This window comes from Actinoplanes subglobosus, from assembly GCF_042650585.1.
Classification (GTDB): domain Bacteria; phylum Actinomycetota; class Actinomycetes; order Mycobacteriales; family Micromonosporaceae; genus Actinoplanes; species Actinoplanes subglobosus.
The window spans coordinates 320,513-335,971 of the sequence record NZ_JBHSBL010000020.1; the positions used below are offsets into that span (position 1 = coordinate 320,513).

Below are 15,459 nucleotides of genomic sequence, written 5' to 3' on the forward strand. Positions count from 1 at the left end.
GCTCGCCGGGACCCACCGGCCCCGCTGAGGTACTACAAACGGATTATCGCCGCGCCCGGCCCGGACGGTTCACGCCGACAACGTGCCGAGGCTCACGCAACGTCTGGAGGTCCCCGCATGACCGTTCCCGCCACCCGCGGCCCAGACGATCCCGCCACCCCCGCCCCGGCCGGAGCCGGTTCCGGAGCGGATCCCCGTCCCGTCTCGGACGGGTCCGCCGGTGCGGCGGGTGACCGGCCGGTCATCGCGGTCCTCGGCCTGGGGGAGGCCGGCAGCCTGATCGCCGCCGACCTGGTGGCCGCGGGCGCGATCGTGCGGGGCCACGACCCCGAGGTCGCGGCGCCGGCCGGAGTGCTGGCCGCCGACAGCGACGCCGCCGCGGTCGACGGCGCGGCGATCGTGCTCAGCGTCAACAGTGCCGCCGACGCGACGGACGCGTTGCGTGATGCACTGCCGGCGCTCGCCACCGGGGCGATCTGGGCCGATCTCAACACCGCGACGCCGGGTCTGAAAGACCGTCTTGCGGTGCTCGGCGGGCAGACGGCACGGGTGGTCGACGTCGCCTTGATGTCGCCCGTCCCGGGTCGTGGGCTCCGCACACCGATGACCGCCAGCGGCCCGGCCGCCGCCGAGCTGGCCGCCGTGCTCGGCCGATTCGGCGCGTCGGTGGAGGTCCTGGACGGTCCGGTCGGTGCGGCAGCCACCCGCAAACTGCTGCGCAGCGTCTTCTACAAGGGCATGGCCGCCGCCGTCACCGAGGCGCTGGAGGCCGCCCGGGCCGCCGGCCTGGAGGAATGGCTGAGCGGCAACATCCGCGACGAACTCGTCCGCAGCAACGCCGACACGCTGGACCGCCTGGTCGACGGCTCCCGCCGCCACGCCGTCCGCCGCCGCGAGGAGATGGCCGCCGCCACCGAGCTGCTCACCGACCTGGGCATCCCACCGCGCATCGCGCCGGCCGCCCGCGACGTCCTCGAGGCCCTGGCCCGGCAGCAGACGGCCTCCTGACTCCCCGGCAGGGCGGGCCCGCCTGCCCCGCCCTGCCGGGCCCGCATCGCCTGCCCGCCTGCGCAACCCCTGCCGGGTCCGCGGAACGCGGGCACGAATGACGCGCGGGAGTGCGAGCGGGACGGCGTGGCGGGTTGGCCGGGAGGCGGGCAACCCGCCCGGCGGTCGCGGCCGGGCCCGGGCGGGTCGTCTGCCCCGCGGTGTAGGCCGGTACTCCTACTGGCCGTACCCCTCGAGGTCGTTGAGGCTCTCGGCGGCGAGTTCCAGCAAGGTCTCCGTCGCGGATCCGGGGTTCGCCGGCGGGGTGATCGGTGCCGGGCCGGTGCAGCGGGCCAGCAGCAGGTCGACCAGCGCGGCCCGGTTGATGATCTCGTCAGCGTCGATGGCGCCCGGCAGGATGCGGATCTCGACCGTGTCGCGGATCGGGGTGTCGGTCAGGACCTGCGTCAGGTTGACGTCGAAGAACTTGGTGAGACCGCCGTCGGACGCCGCTTTGCGCAGTTCGTCGGTCGTCGGTGTGCCGTCGGCCGCGAGAACCAGCGGGGCGGGCAGCGGCGCGAGCCGGCGACAGGCCGGGTTGGTGGCCAGCAGCTCCCGCAGCGCCTCGCGGTAGTGGGCGAACAACCGCACCACGTTGGCCAGCGCGGCCGGATCGCGGAACGGAGCGCCGTCGACATGCAGATGCACGGCCGCCTCACGCGGAACCGTGAACCCGAGTTCGCGCGCCGGAACGAGCAGCTCGGCCAGCGCGGTGTGATGATCGGCGGCGATCGGCGGCGTCACGATCTCGCAGGGCCGTTCCCGCTCGCCGCCGGCCGGGGAGGCCAGGGCCACCGTCGCGCCGGACGGATCGTCGAGCCGGAAGATCCGGCCGTGCTGCTGGACCTCGGCGCCCCACAGCCGGGCCGCCGGCGCCAGCACCTCCGGCAGACGAGCGCCCGGATCGCACTGGACCGCGAGCAGGCGCAGCAGCCGGGTGTCGTCGGTGAGGACCCGGTACCAGCCGGGAATCGCCGGCGACCGCGGATCGAGCCCGTGCAGCAGGGTGACGTCGTCGACGAGCGTGCAGAGCAGTTCACCGCCCGGCCGCCGCACCTCGAAACCCTGCGTGAGGTGCAGGAAACGTCCCAGGCCGGGAACCAGGGACGGTTCGCTGTCGTGGTGCCATACCGGCCGGACGCTGCCCCCACAGCGCCCGGCCAGATCCATGGCGAGGGTGCGCCGGCTGACCCCCGGAGGGGCCATCAGCTCGATCTCGAAGCCGATCCGCCGGCGCAGTCCCGGGGTCACGGCTCGATCGGCAGCTTCTCGCCGGCCTGGAGCCGCCGCCCGGCCTCGACCTTCACCTCGTACGTGTCGTCCATCTTCCAGAGTTTCGCCAGCTTCTCGGCGTCCGCACCGTCGTAGCCGGCTTCCCAGTAGATGTTCGCCAGGCGGGCCTTCTTGCCCTCCTCGATCTGCTTCTGGTCCGGCTCGACACCGCCCGGCAGCGTCTGACCGGCGAGCAGGCGCTTGCCGGCTTCGGCCTTGGCGTCGCCCTCGTCGACCTTCCACAGCTTGGCGAGCACGACCGCGTCGTCCCAGTCGTAGCCGCGCAGGAAGAACTCGTCGACCTGCTTGGACCACTCGGGGTCGACCGGCTCCTCGGTCGAGGGCGTGTCGGTGTTCGGCTTCGCGGTCACCGGCAGGGTCTCCCCGGCCAGCAGCTTCTGCCCGGCGACCGCCTTGACCTGGGCGATCTGGTCGTCCGTGAGGTTCCACAGCCGGGCCAGCTCGACCGCGTTGTCATAGCCGAAACCGGCCTCGAAGTAGGCGGCGAGTCCCACCTTGACCTCGTCCTCGGTCAGGGTGGTGGACGGGTCGATCGATGCGATCGGTGCGGCGACCTCGAAGGCCGGTGCGACGTTCGCCGACGGCGCCGCCGGCAGGATCGCCGGGAGCTGGGTGATGCCCGCGATCAGGCCGGCGCTGAGCGCCACCCCACCCGCGGCCTGCACTCCGAACCGGCGCCACCTGTATTTCTTCGCCAGCTCCTCGACGCGGGCGTAAACCGCTGCGGGGTCCGGCGTCTCGGTCTCGTGCTTGGTGAAGGCTTCGCGCAGCCGGTCTCCGTGCTCGTTCACGACCTCTCCTCGGCGTGGACTCGTTGCTCCGACTGCTGATCGAGCCGGAGAATCTGCAGTGCCCTCGACGCGTGGCTCCGCACCGTGGCGGGCGCACACCCCAGCAGGTCGGCGATCGCGTCGTCGTCCAGCTGCTCGTAGTAACGCAGCACCAGCACCGCCCGCTGCTTGCGCCCGAGGGCGGACAGCCGGTGCCAGAGCGCGTCGGCCTCGACCACACCGTCCGCGTGGTCGCGGACCCCGCCGCGGGCGTCGTCGAGCTCGATCAACCGTTCCCCGGCCGCGTGGATGTGCCGCACCGCCCAGCTGCGCCGCCATGACAGGTACTCGTTGAGCACCATGCGCCGCACGTACGCCTCCGGTGAGTCGGCGTCACTGATGCGTTTCCAGCGGACCTGGGCGCGCGCCAGCACCTCCTGCACGACGTCCTGCCCGAGATCACGGTCGCCGGTGAGGACGACCGCATAACGGAGCAGGCTCGGTAGGCGGGCCAACGCGAATTGCTCGAAGGTCACACCTCATCGACGCATCCCGGCCGCGATCTGTGCAGTCGGTTCCAGGAATTTTTTCCGGCGGATCGCCGCATCCACCAACCCCCCGCCCCTGACGACCGACCCGGGAGGGCCGTCACACGTGGTGGTCCTTCCGGGATGTTCACGTACGGCTCCGGGCTGCCGATGAGGAAGGCCGACCCGTCCAGCAGTGAGCGGGTATCCCGGAGAGGTGAATGATGAGCAACGGTGCAGCCGGAGTGATGTCGGTACCAGGCGCTGGAGGATTGGCCGGTGTCGAGCTCCCCGCCATCGGCGACCCGGTCTTCCTGGTCCTCGGCGACGGCGTGAACCTCCGCTCGAAACTGGAGTCGATCGACGGGGACACGTTCAGTGTGGCCGCGCCGCTGGAGACGACCGGACTCGCGATGTTCGAGCCCGGTCAGGAGTTCGAGGTCTTCTGGGTGCCACCGCGGACCCGCGTGGTGCTCCCCTGCCGCCTCGTCGTGGTGTCCGGTAGCGCCCCGCTCCGCTGGATCCTCACCCCGTCGGGCGCGCCCCGGCACGACAACCGACGCGAGTTCGTCCGTGGCGGCGCCGGTGCCGTGGTCCGCCTCGAAGCCGAGGTCAGCGGCCAGCCCGCCGAAGGCGTCCTGCTGGACATCAGCGAAGGCGGCCTCCGCTGCTGGATCGACGAGGCGACCTCCCTCACCCAGGGGGACCGGGTCGAGGCGACGGTGTGGCTCGGCACGGCCGAAGCCAAACTCAGCGGCATCGTCCACAACGTGCGCGACGCCCCGCACGGCGACCCCGGCCAGCACCTGATCCTCACCTTCGACACGAAGGAGGAACTGGCCCGCACCATCCGCCAGTACATCCTGGCCTGGGAGATCGGCGAGCGTCGCCGCAACAAGCGGACCTCCTGACCGCTCCGCTCACCAGGACGCCGAGTCCGGGCCTGATCGTGGCCCGGACTCGTCCGGAGGTTGCCGCGGCCCGGGCCCGGGTGGTGTCAGCGGTGCCGGCGGCGGAGTACCGAACCGGCGACGAGCAGGGCGACGACGCCCAGGATCTGGCCGCCGGCGATGATCTGGTTGACGTTCAGCGCCGGGCGCCACAGGACGTCGCCGTTGCGGATGACGTAGACGCCGGCGGGACGGGCGGAGAAGCCGAAACCGGCTCCGGAGCCCTCGCCTTCGACCTGGTCGCTGTCCGCGGGAGTGCCACTTCCCGCTCCTGCCCCGCCGCCTCCGCGGATGACGGCCACCGGTACGACGGTGACTCCGTCTCGTTCGATGGGTTCACCGAAGACACGGCCGGCCGTGGTCATGCCCGTGCGGGCCCGGTCGAGGATCTCGGTGGCGCTGAGTTTCGACGGCATGAAAGTAGCCTTTCGTGTCGGGAGTCTCCACCCAGGGTCCGCCAAGCGGTCGATCGCCGCAGTACCGATCCCGGCGATGCCCGGCTCTGCGGCCTCGACGGTTGTCCGCCGCCCGCAACAGCCGCCGCCAGGTTCCCTACCCCCCGACCGGCCCCGTGCTTCCGCGAATCACCAGCCGGGTGGGCACCAGATCCGTCCCCGCCCCGGCCGGCTCGTCATGGATCTGGCGCAGCAGCGCGTGCACACACCGCCGTCCCACCTCGGCGAAGTCCTGGTGAACGGTGGTCAGCGGCGGCAGATACGATCCCGCGTCCGCGATGTCGTCGAACCCGACCACGCTGACATCGGCGGGCACGCGGCGGCCACGCTCGTGGAGGGCACGGAGCACCCCGAGGGCCATCTGATCGTTGGCGGCGAAGATCGCCGTACAGGACGGGTCGGCCGCGAGGCGCAGGCCGGCGTGGTAGCCGGAGTCGGCCGACCAGTCGCCGCGCTCGGGGTCGGGAACCGGGCGCCCGGCCTTCTCGAGGACGCCGCGCCAGGCTCCGGCCCGCCGCTCGGCGGCGTAGGACTCGGCGGGGCCGGCGACATGCCAGACGGTACGGTGCCCGAGCTCGAGAAGATGCCGGACCGCCTGCTGTGCCCCGTCGGCCTGGTCGGTGTCGACGACGGGGTAGCGTTCGCCGGCGTCGGAGTCGACGACGACCACGTGGACGCCGGGCGGGATGGCGACGGCGGACGCGTCGAGCAGGTGCACCTCGATGATGAGGATGACCCCGTCGACGGCGAGCTCGCCCATTCTTGTGAACGCTCCCATGACGTTGTCCTGGGTGGCGGCGCCGACCGGGATGAGGGTTATCGCGTAGCCCTCGGCGGCGGCGTGGGTGGCGATCGCCTCGACGGTGCGGCTGTTGCCGGTCGACGACAGCCCGAACAGGATGACGCCGATCGTGTTGAACCGCCCGTACCGCAGCGAGCGGGCCGCGCTGTTGGGTCGGTAGCCGAGCTCGCTCATGGCGGCGAGCACCTGCTCACGGGTGGTTTCGATGACGCCGGCGGAGCCGTTGGCGACACGCGACACGGTCTGTGAGGAGACGCCGGCGAGGCGCGCCACGTCGGCCATGGAGACGCGCTGTTTGCGACGGCCGCCGGGGACGTCCGAGGAGGCGCGGAGCCGGGGCGGTTCGATGGTGATCATCTCCTTGACCGTGATTTGTGGCCCGTGCCACTATACGGCAGTCATGTTTACGTAAACATGACGCTCATGTTTACGTAAACAACCTCGGGAGGGGGCAGGCGTGACCCGTCGTTCATGGATCGGGTGGCAGTTCACCGGTCCGTTCCTCGCGGTCTTCGGGCTGGTCTTCCTGGCACCTATCGCGTATTCGGCATATCTCAGTGTCTTCCGCACCAAACTGGTCGGCGGCACCTCCTTCGTCGGCTTGGAGAACTACACCAAGGCTCTCAGCGATCCGCAGTTCTGGGAGGCACTCACCAGAGTCGGGCTCTTCCTGCTGATCCAGGTCCCGATCATGCTCGGCCTGGCACTGCTGGTGGCACTCGCGATCGACAGCGGACGGCTCTACGGGGCCGCCTTCTTCCGGGTCGCGATCTTCCTGCCGTACGCCGTGCCGTCGGTGGTCGCCACCCTGATGGCCGGGTTCCTCTACGGGATCCGGTTCGGTCTGGTCGGCACCATCAACGAGACGTTCGGCCTGAACCTGCCCGACCCGCTCGGGCCGACCTGGATCCTCACCACCATCGGCAACATCGTGACCTGGGAGTACGTCGGCTACAACATGCTGATCCTGTACTCCGGGCTGAAGGTGATCGACGCGACGCTCTACGAGGCGGCGGCGATCGACGGGGCGAGCGAGTTCCGGATCATCCGGGCGATCAAGCTGCCGGCGCTGCGCGGACCGCTGGTGGTGGCCACGATCTTCTCGATCGTCGGCAGCTTCCAGCTCTTCAACGAGCCGCAGGTGCTGGACAGCCTGGCGCCGAACTCGATCACCACCTACTTCACCCCGAACATCTACGCCTACCAGCTCTCCTTCGCCGGGCAGCAGGTCAACTACTCGGCGACGGTCGCGCTCCTGCTCGGTGTCTCGACGATGATCATCGCCTACATCTTCCAGCTGCGGGCCATGCGGGAGTCGCGATGACGGTCACGACCATCAAGAAGAAGAAGCCACAGCGCAGCCCGCTTCTCACCCTGCTCACCGGCGTGGTGCTGATCTACGCGATCCTCCCGCTGGTCTGGCTGGTGCTCAGTTCGACGAAGACCCAGGACGACCTGCTCGGCAGCTTCGGGCTCTGGTTCGGCGGCGAGTTCGCGCTGTTCCAGAACATCGCCGACACGTTCGCGTACCAGGACGGGATCTTCGGCCGTTGGGTGCTCAACACGGTCTTCTATGTGGTGGCGGGTGCCGGTGGGGCGACCCTGCTGGCCGCGCTGGCCGGCTACGGGCTGGCCAAGTTCGATTTCAAGGGTCGCCGCGCGGTGTTCGCCGTGGTGCTGGGCGGGATCGCGGTGCCGCCCACCGCGCTGGCCGTGCCGACGTTCCTGATGTTCGCCAAGATGGGGCTCACCGACACCCCGTGGGCGGTGATCATCCCGTCGCTGGTGTCGCCGTTCGGCCTCTACCTGATGTGGACGTACTCCACCGAGGCCGTACCGACCGAGATCCTCGAATCGGCGCGGTGCGACGGCGCCGGTGAGTTCCGGATCTTCTTCAAGATCGCCCTGCCGCTGCTCGCGCCCGGACTGGTCACGGTGCTGTTGTTCAACCTGGTCATGGTCTGGAACAGCTTCTTCATGCCGCTGATCATGTTGAAGAACGTCAATCTGTATCCGCTCACCCTCGGTCTCTACTCCTGGAACCGGCAGGCCACCACGGTCGGCGGCGACGTCGTCTACGACCTGGTGATCACCGGATCGCTGCTCACCATCGTCCCCCTGACCGTGGCCTTCCTGCTGCTCCAGCGTTACTGGCAGTCGGGTCTGGCCGCGGGCAGCGTCAAGCAATAACGGAAGGGATTGCGTCAATGTCGATCACCCGCCGGCGCGCGCTCATCGGTGCCGCCATGTCGATAACACTGCTGGCCACCGGCTGTTCGAGCTCGGACGAGGGCACGGACGGCACGGCCGCTCCGACCAGCGTCTCCGAGGCCGACATCAAGGCCGCGCTGGACGCCGGAGGCACCATCAACGTGTGGGCGTGGGACACCACGATCACCAAGGTCGCCGCCGACTTCCAGACCAAATACCCCAAGGTCAAGGTCAACCTCACCAACGCGGGTACGGGCAACGACCAGTACACGGCCCTGCAGAACGCGATCACGGCCGGCACCGGTGTGCCCGACGTCGCGCAGATCGAGTACTACGCGCTCCCGCAGTTCGCCCTGGCCAAGTCGGTCGCCGACCTGAACACGTACGGCGCCGCCTCGCTAGACGGCACGTTCACCCCGGGTACCTGGAACGCGGTCCACGCCGGCGACAAGATCTACGGCTTCCCGATCGACTCCGGGCCGATGGCGCTCTTCTACAACAAGGAGGTGTTCGACAAGCACCAGATCGCGGTGCCGACCACCTGGGAGGAGTACGCGGCCGCGGCCGAGAAGCTGCACACCGCCGACCCGAAGGCGTACATCACCAGCGACTCCGGTGACGCCGGTTTCACCACCAGCCTCATCTGGCAGGCGGGCGGGAAGCCGTACCAGGTCAACGGCACTGACGTCGCGGTCAACTTCGGTGACGCGGGCAGCCAGAAGTTCGCCACGCAGTGGCAGAAGCTGATCGACAAGAAGCTGCTCTCGCCGGTGCCGGGCTGGACCGACGAGTGGTACAAGGGTCTCGGCGACGGCACCATCGCCACCCTGGTCACCGGCGCGTGGATGCCGAGCAACCTGGAGAAGGGCGCCGCGCCGGCGAACGGCAAGTGGCGGGTCGCGCCGATGCCGCAGTGGGAGGCCGGCGGCAAGGCCACCGCGGAGAACGGCGGCAGCTCGCTCGCCATCCCGGAGAAGGGCGCCAGCAAGACCCTGGCGTACGCGTTCCTCAAGTACGCCGCGGTCGAGGAGGGCGCGAAGAGCCGCGTCGCCGAGGGTGCCTTCCCGGCCACCACCGCCGAACTGAACGCTCCGGAGTTCCAGAGCAAGGAGTTCCCGTACTTCGGTGGCCAGAAGGTCAACGAGGTTCTCGCCGCGTCCGCCGGTCAGGTCGTCACCGGCTGGTCGTACCTGCCCTTCCAGGTCTACGCCAACAGCATCTACGGCGACACCGTCGGCAAGGCGTACATCGGCCAGAGCAGCCTGACCGACGGTCTGAAGGCCTGGCAGGACGCATCGATCAAGTACGGCACGGAACAGGGCTTCACAGTTAAATGACACAAAGCAACGAGACGACCCGGCGCTGGCTTCGCCGCGCCGGGTCGGCGCGTCTGGAATTCGGCGCGGACTACAACCCCGATCAATGGCCCCGCGAGGTCTGGGACGATGACGTACGGGCCATGCGGGCCGCCGGCGTCACCGTGGTCAGCCTCGCCATCTTCAGCTGGGCCCGGCTCGAGCCCCGCGACGGTGTGTACGACTTCGCCTGGCTCGACGAGGTGATGGACCTGCTGCACGCCGGCGGGATCAGCGTCGACCTGGCCACCGCCACCGCCTCCCCGCCGCCCTGGCTGACCCGTAGCCACCCGGAGATCCTGCCGGTCACGCGGACCGGTGAGACCCTGTGGCCGGGCGCCCGCCAGCACTGGCGGCCCACCTCGCCGGTCTTCCGGGAGTACGCCCTCCGGCTGGTCCGTGAGCTGGCGAACCGCTACGCCGACCATCCGGCGCTGGTCGCCTGGCACGTCAACAACGAGCTGGGCTGCCACAACGTCTACGACTTCTCCGACGACGCGGCGGCCGCCTTCCGCATCTGGCTGCGGGCGCGCTACGGCACCGTCGAAGCGCTCAACCACGCCTGGGGCACCGCCTTCTGGTCCCAGCGTTACGACGACTTCGAGGAGGTCCTGCCGCCGCGGCTGGCCGCCTCGCACCCGAACCCGACGCAGCAGCTGGACTTCAAGCGGTTCTCCTCGGACGCGCTGAAGGACCACCTGTGCGCCGAGCGGGACCTGCTCCGCGAGATCACCCCCGACGTGCCGGTCACCACGAACTTCATGGTGATGGGCGAGACGAAGGGGATGAACTTCGCCGACTGGGCCGCCGAGATCGACTTCGTGTCCAACGACCACTACGTGCTGCCCGGCCCGCAGGCCCGCGACGAGCTCTCCTTCTCGGCCAACCTGACCGGCAACATCGCCGGTGGCCGGCCCTGGTTCCTGATGGAGCACTCGACGAGCGCGGTCAACTGGCAGCCGGTCAACGTCGCCAAGAAGGCGGGCGAGCTGGAGCGGGACTCCCTCACGCACGTGGCGCACGGCGCCGACGCGGTCTGCTTCTTCCAGTGGCGGCAGTCGCGGGCCGGCGCCGAGAAGTACCACTCGGCGATGCTGCCGCACGCCGGCACCGACAGCGACCTCTTCCGGGACGTGGCCCGGCTGGGGGAGCGGCTGCGCGAGCTGGCGCCCATCGCCGGCTCACATCGTGGCCGTGCCGCCGTCGGCATCGTCTTCGACTGGGAGTCGTGGTGGGTGTCCGAGCACGACTCGCACCCGACCGAGCGGCTCCGCTACCGGCAGGAGGCGCTGGACTGGTACACGGCGCTGCTCGACGCCGGCATCCGCGTGGACGTGCTGCCGGTGGGCGGGCCGCTGGAGGAGTACCGGGTACTGATCGCCCCGATCCTGCACGTCGTCCCGGCCGCGCTGGCCGACCGGCTGCGCGACTGGGTGACCGCCGGCGGGCACCTGGTCACCACCTACTTCTCCGCGGTCGTCGACGAGAACGACCACATCTGGCTGGGCGGCTACCCGGGGGCGCTGCGCGACCTGCTGGGCATCCGGATCGAGGAGTTCGGGCCGCTGCTCGACCACGAGAGCGTCGAGCTGGACAACGGCACCACCGGGACGATCTGGACCGACCGGATCGACGTGACCGGCGACGACGTCGAAGTGCTGGCCCGGTACAAGACCGGGGATCAGGCGGAACGTGCGGCGGTCACCCGGCGGCGGGCCGGTGCCGGGTCGGCGGCGTACATCTCCACCCGTCTCGGTCCGGAGGGGATCGGCACGCTGCTGCCCGGTCTGCTCGGCCCGGCCGGGGTGAGCGGCGAGCTGCCCGCCGAGCTGGGCGGCCGGGTCGAACTGGCGGTCCGCGGCGACCACTGGTTCCTGATCAACCGGACCGACGAGCCGGTGGACCTCGGCGCCCTGCCGGGCGCCGGGATCCTCCCGGCCCGTGGTGTGACCGTCATCAGGAGGAGCTAGATCAGCGGTGGTGCCTGACCGACCCCGGCCGGATGGGCCGGCCGGGGTCGGTCAGAGCGCGCTCCGCGGCTCGAAGGCGGTCGCCCTCGACGCGGTGGTCTCGACGATCCTCAGCCAGTCGTCGTCGGCGACCATGTGGTACCGCGGGTAATTGATGGATCGGAGCGCCAGTGCGGCGCCCCCACGAATCGTCACCGGACAGAAAGTGGCGTCCTGACGGAATAGCGCGGAGCCGTCGTTCCTGTCTAGCCGTATTTCGAAATTTCGATGACGAAGATAATACCCGGGAAAGTTTACAGATTCGAGTGACACGCAGCTGCCGTCGCCGAGTCCGGTGCGCACCCGGAAGCCCGAGTCGGCGCGTTCCCCGGCGCTGCTGGACGCGCTGATCGCGTCCAGCCGGCCCCGGTAGTTGCGGTGCCGGACCCGGTGGCCGGGCTGGTCGGCCGCCTCCAGCCCGATGGTCGACCCGACGCTCAGGCGGACCGGCGGGGGGGTGGTGGGCCGCGTCGTCGTGGGTGGTTTCGTGGTGGTTCGCGTCGCCACCGGCGAGGTCTTCGACGGCGCCGTCCATCGCCGGCTGTGTGTGGCCGGCGGTGTCGTGTCGGTGGGTGACGGCTGCACGCTGACCGGCACGTCTTCCGAGCCCAGGGGTGGTGGGAAGAGGGGCTGCGGGTCGCCCGGCGCGGCCGGGTAGTTGAACTCCGCGGCCACCGGCTCGGGGCTCCGCGAGGCGTCGAGGACGACGGCTATCGCCGCGGTCGCCGCGCACGCGAGACAGAGGGCGGCGGCGAGGATGAGGCGTGGCCTCGTCGCCGACTCGCCGCGGAGGCGGGGGAAGGAATCGCGGGGGTGGGGGGAATCGGCGTAGGGGTGTGCGGTGGGCCGGGTCAGCCCGGCGGGACCGCCGCCAGGTGAATAGGGCGGAATCCAGCCGCCGACCCGCAGACCGTTACGGGCGTCGTCTTCCGGCATCAATTTCGCTTCCGTGGGGGATCGTTCACACAGAATCGCTTAAGGATTCGATAAGGATCTACACGGTCGGGGCATCTGAGGGCAAGAGGTAACGATGTCCCAATTTGTTGGGAGCGCTCCTATCGAACCGAACGGGCCTCACATCCGTACCACCGGCGTGGAGTCCTGCCGTGCGCTTCGAGGAGAGCTACGTGGACAGTCCTGCCGTTCCTGACACCGACAGCCAGGCCGAGAACGAGCCAGCGGTCATCGAGCTGGTCATCACCAGCCCCTCCGACGCCCGGCCGAGCCTGCCCGACATCTCCGAGTTCTGGCCCGACGCGCCGCACCGGGCCGGGCCGCCGGCCGACCACTACGAGCCGGAGGGGTCCGAGCCCGTCCGCACCGAGCCGGCGTGGATGCCCCGTGGCAACCAGCGGCCCACCGTCGAGCTGCGGCTCGCCGAGACCCGGACCCGCCGCGCCTCCCGCAAGCCGATCGTGGTCCTGGTCGCCGCGATCCTGGCGGCCGGTGGGCTCGCCTACTACGCGACCCGTCCCACCGAGCCGACCGCCGGTCCGGTCCTGACCGTCCCGCCGGCCACCGCGCCCGCCGAGACCCCGGCCGATCAGCCTCCGGTCGCGATCGAGACCAGCGCACCCGTCGGCGAGGCGCCGGACCGGGCGACCTTCGAGCTGGCCGACGGCACCACCGCCCTCGACGTACGGATCGGCGACACCGGCGACGACTGGTTCCAGGTGACCAGCCCGGTCGGCAGCGGCATCAGCACCCGGACCGAGGTGCGCGACGGCACCGTGCGGGTCTTCGTCGACGACGGCGCCGACCCCGGCACCGCCGAGGTCAACGTGGTGCTCAGCCCGGACGTCACCTGGTCGGTGCTGATGCTCGGCGGCGTGCGTACCGCGTCGATCGATCTCACCGGTGCGGCCGTCGGCCGGGTCGACCTCGTCGGTGGCGCGGCCGAGATCGACCTCGCGCTGCCCCGCCAGGACGCGGTCGTGCCGGTCTCGATGACCGGAGGTGTCCGGGACTGGCGGGTCAGCACCGGTGGCCGGGCCCCGGTCGAGGCCGTCCTGGAACGCGGCGCCGGTGTGGTCGACCTCTACGGCGACCGGAAGCAGGGCGTCAACAGGGGCAGCCGGTTCACGGCCGGCGGTGGCGACGGCGGCGTCGAGATCGTCGCGGAGAACGGCGTCGGCACCCTGATCGTGGCCGAGGGCGGGGACGGGGGCACAATCGCCGAGTGACACGAGCAGCTGGCGACGCGGCCCCACCCGAGACCTCGGTCTCCCTGGACCACTTCATCGGGCTCTACGAGGCCAAGGACGACCCGTGGGACGTGGCCACCAAGTGGCACGACCTGCGCAAGTTCGCGGTCACCGTGGCCAGTCTGCCCCGCGAGCGGTACCGGCGCTGCTACGAGCCGGGCGCCTCGATCGGCACGCTCAGCCGGATGCTCGCCGGGCGCTGCGACGAGGTGCTCACCACCGACAGCGTCCCCGAGGCCGTCGAGCTGGCCCGGCAGAACACCGCGGACCTGCCGAACGTGCGGGTCGAGCGGGCCGAGCTGCCGGCCGACCTGCCCGACGGTGTCTTCGATCTGGTGGTCATCGGCGACCTGCTCTACTACCTGTCCGGCGCCGACCTGACGGCCACCCTCGACGGCCTGGTCCAGCGCCTCGAGCCGGGCGGTGACCTGGTCGCGGTGCACTTCCGTGACCGGCGGACCGGCGGCAGCTACGACGGCTTCAACGCGCATGCCGCCCTCCTCGTCACCGCCGGCCTGGAGCACGTCGTGCACCACGAGGACGAGTGGTTCCTCCTCGACGTGATGCGGCGGTCAGACGACGTGGCGTAAGGCGGTGAGGCCGGCGGCGGCCACCTCACCGGAGCGGGTACCGGTGCCGGCGTCCAGCCAGGTCACCCGGCCGGTCCCACCGGCGTAGAGGCGCCTGCCGTCCCGGCTCAGGGCCAGCCCGCGGACCGGCTCCGGCAACTCCCAGCGGCCCGTCCGCCGCCCGGAGGCCCGGTCCAGCACGGTGACACCGCCGGCACCGACCAGGATCCGGCCGTCGGTGGTCAGCGCCAGCGCGGCCTGCGACCCCGCGACCGGTGGCACGTCGACGACCCGCTCGATCGCCAGCGACGACGGGCTCGCGTAGGCCAGCTTCCCCGAGTTCAGGTCGGCCACGAACAGGGTGCGCCCATCCGCGGCCAGGGCGTGCCCGGCGGCCGGTCCCTCGCCGAACGGATGGGGCAGATCGAGGCAGTACGCCCACCGCTCGATCAGGTGCAGCACGTGCACGAACGCGTGTGCGCCGCCCGGCCGCCCGGACAGCAGATCGCGGGTGTGCCGGTGACCGGGCTGGTGGGTGTAGAGCGTGAACAGCATGGTCCGGTCGGCCGACAGCACCGCCTGCCGCCCGTCACCGCGCATCTCCTCCTCGGCGCCCGGCGGCACCGGGGTCTTGTCCCGCGTGTTGAGCGGCTGCACCTCCCCGGTCGCCAGGTCGAGCAGCCGGACCCGGTAGTGGTCGGGCGCGGCCGCCGGCAGCCACTCCAGCACGAACAGGCCGGTGCCGTCGGAGGTGAACGCGTCCGGCTCGATCACCCCGGCCAGGTCCCGCTCGGTCTGCCCGCCCGGGGCGGTGATCAGGAGTCTGGTCCGGGTGCGCGCGGCGGGCCGGCCGGAGGCCCCCGTCCGGCTCAGCGCGCACACCCGGCCGTCGGAGGAGACGACCCGCGGGATCCAGCCGTCGGCCAGTGCCGTGTTACCCAGGGCCGTCCCGCTCGCCGGGTCGACCCGGTCCAGGGTTCCGGGCCGGGCCGCGTACAGGTACGAGCCGTCGAAGGTGGCCGCGGCCGCGCCGAGTACCTGCTCCCCGGCCGGCGCCAGGCGGAGCAGCCCCCGGTCCGACTCGGCGAGCAGCACGTCGGGAGCGATGGCGGCGGGTTTCGCGGTCTCCCGGCAGCCGGCCAGGACGAGCGCGGATCCGGCGAGCATCAGAACGTTGCGGCGGGTCGTCATGCACAGGTGACACCGCCCACCGGTATCGGGTTCCCGGCAGGCTCCCTCCGCTGTCTCACGCCGCCGGAGACAGCGG

Annotated in this window: 15 protein-coding genes; 8 read left to right on the forward strand and 7 right to left on the reverse strand. The window is 70.9% G+C overall.

Going from position 1 to position 15,459, the window contains the following annotated elements:
• Window positions 1–117 precede the first annotated feature (117 nt).
• Entirely contained in the window at window positions 118–1,008 is an 891-nt protein-coding gene (locus ACFO0C_RS30645; protein ID WP_378070188.1) for an NAD(P)-dependent oxidoreductase, read from the forward strand.
• A gap of 216 nt (window positions 1,009–1,224) precedes the next feature.
• Here ACFO0C_RS30645 and ACFO0C_RS30650 read toward each other — a convergent pair whose 3' ends face one another.
• The 3 genes from ACFO0C_RS30650 to ACFO0C_RS30660 are packed head-to-tail and all read right to left on the reverse strand — an operon-like array spanning window position 1,225 to window position 3,646.
• Window positions 1,225–2,298 carry an amidoligase family protein gene (locus ACFO0C_RS30650; RefSeq protein ID WP_378070189.1) on the reverse strand — a complete coding sequence of 358 codons (1,074 nt, stop codon included), beginning with the start codon at window positions 2,296–2,298 and terminating at the stop codon, window positions 1,225–1,227.
• Window positions 2,295–3,131 carry a hypothetical protein gene (locus tag ACFO0C_RS30655; RefSeq protein ID WP_378070190.1) on the reverse strand — a complete coding sequence of 279 codons (837 nt, stop codon included), beginning with the start codon at window positions 3,129–3,131 and terminating at the stop codon, window positions 2,295–2,297. The genes ACFO0C_RS30650 and ACFO0C_RS30655 overlap by 4 nt, the downstream gene beginning before the upstream one ends.
• Window positions 3,128–3,646 (reverse strand): SigE family RNA polymerase sigma factor, encoded by a 519-nt coding sequence (locus ACFO0C_RS30660; protein ID WP_378070191.1) that lies wholly within the window; start codon window positions 3,644–3,646, stop codon window positions 3,128–3,130. Before ACFO0C_RS30660 ends, ACFO0C_RS30655 begins: the two co-directional genes overlap by 4 nt.
• Window positions 3,647–3,861: 215 nt before the next feature.
• Here ACFO0C_RS30660 and ACFO0C_RS30665 point away from each other — a divergent pair, with 215 nt between their 5' ends.
• Window positions 3,862–4,548, forward strand: coding sequence for a PilZ domain-containing protein (locus tag ACFO0C_RS30665; RefSeq protein ID WP_378070192.1), 687 nt, complete (start codon window positions 3,862–3,864; stop codon window positions 4,546–4,548).
• A gap of 86 nt (window positions 4,549–4,634) precedes the next feature.
• Here the strand turns inward: ACFO0C_RS30665 and ACFO0C_RS30670 are convergent, their stop codons facing one another.
• Both ACFO0C_RS30670 and ACFO0C_RS30675 read right to left on the reverse strand, forming a co-directional pair.
• Window positions 4,635–5,003, reverse strand: a complete 369-nt coding sequence (locus tag ACFO0C_RS30670; protein ID WP_378070193.1) for a spore germination protein GerW family protein — start codon at window positions 5,001–5,003, stop codon at window positions 4,635–4,637.
• Window positions 5,004–5,139: 136 nt separating this feature from the next.
• On the reverse strand, window positions 5,140–6,201 hold the full coding sequence (locus tag ACFO0C_RS30675) for a LacI family DNA-binding transcriptional regulator (RefSeq protein WP_378070194.1): 1,062 nt from the start codon (window positions 6,199–6,201) through the stop codon (window positions 5,140–5,142).
• A 100-nt stretch (window positions 6,202–6,301) separates the two neighbouring features.
• On the opposite strand from ACFO0C_RS30675, the gene ACFO0C_RS30680 reads away from it, so the two are divergent.
• From ACFO0C_RS30680 to ACFO0C_RS30695, 4 genes are read left to right on the forward strand one after another with little or no spacing between them, the layout of a single operon-like run.
• Window positions 6,302–7,168: a carbohydrate ABC transporter permease gene (locus tag ACFO0C_RS30680; RefSeq protein WP_378070195.1), complete on the forward strand. Its 867-nt coding sequence runs from the start codon at window positions 6,302–6,304 to the stop codon at window positions 7,166–7,168.
• Entirely contained in the window at window positions 7,165–8,034 is an 870-nt protein-coding gene (locus tag ACFO0C_RS30685; RefSeq protein ID WP_378070196.1) for a carbohydrate ABC transporter permease, read from the forward strand. The genes ACFO0C_RS30680 and ACFO0C_RS30685 overlap by 4 nt, the downstream gene beginning before the upstream one ends.
• Before the next feature lie 17 nt (window positions 8,035–8,051).
• Window positions 8,052–9,392, forward strand: a complete 1,341-nt coding sequence (locus ACFO0C_RS30690) for an ABC transporter substrate-binding protein (RefSeq protein WP_378070197.1) — start codon at window positions 8,052–8,054, stop codon at window positions 9,390–9,392.
• Complete coding sequence (locus tag ACFO0C_RS30695) at window positions 9,389–11,380, forward strand: beta-galactosidase (protein WP_378070198.1); 1,992 nt, start codon at window positions 9,389–9,391, stop codon at window positions 11,378–11,380. The genes ACFO0C_RS30690 and ACFO0C_RS30695 overlap by 4 nt, the downstream gene beginning before the upstream one ends.
• A 51-nt stretch (window positions 11,381–11,431) precedes the next feature.
• On the opposite strand, the gene ACFO0C_RS30700 is transcribed toward ACFO0C_RS30695, so the two are convergent.
• Window positions 11,432–12,355 carry an AbfB domain-containing protein gene (locus ACFO0C_RS30700; RefSeq protein WP_378070199.1) on the reverse strand — a complete coding sequence of 308 codons (924 nt, stop codon included), beginning with the start codon at window positions 12,353–12,355 and terminating at the stop codon, window positions 11,432–11,434.
• A 170-nt stretch (window positions 12,356–12,525) separates the two neighbouring features.
• Here ACFO0C_RS30700 and ACFO0C_RS30705 point away from each other — a divergent pair, with 170 nt between their 5' ends.
• Together ACFO0C_RS30705 and ACFO0C_RS30710 are read left to right on the forward strand one after the other, a co-directional pair.
• A complete protein-coding gene (locus ACFO0C_RS30705; RefSeq protein WP_378070200.1) occupies window positions 12,526–13,602 on the forward strand; it encodes a hypothetical protein in 1,077 nt (358 codons plus the stop codon).
• Window positions 13,599–14,213 carry a class I SAM-dependent methyltransferase gene (locus ACFO0C_RS30710; protein ID WP_378070201.1) on the forward strand — a complete coding sequence of 205 codons (615 nt, stop codon included), beginning with the start codon at window positions 13,599–13,601 and terminating at the stop codon, window positions 14,211–14,213. Before ACFO0C_RS30705 ends, ACFO0C_RS30710 begins: the two co-directional genes overlap by 4 nt.
• Here ACFO0C_RS30710 and ACFO0C_RS30715 read toward each other — a convergent pair.
• The gene (locus ACFO0C_RS30715; protein WP_378070202.1) at window positions 14,196–15,383 is read right to left on the reverse strand and encodes a YncE family protein; all 1,188 of its coding nucleotides are present in this window, start codon (window positions 15,381–15,383) and stop codon (window positions 14,196–14,198) included. The two genes, ACFO0C_RS30710 and ACFO0C_RS30715, sit on opposite strands and share 18 nt — an antisense overlap.
• Window positions 15,384–15,459 lie beyond the last annotated feature (76 nt).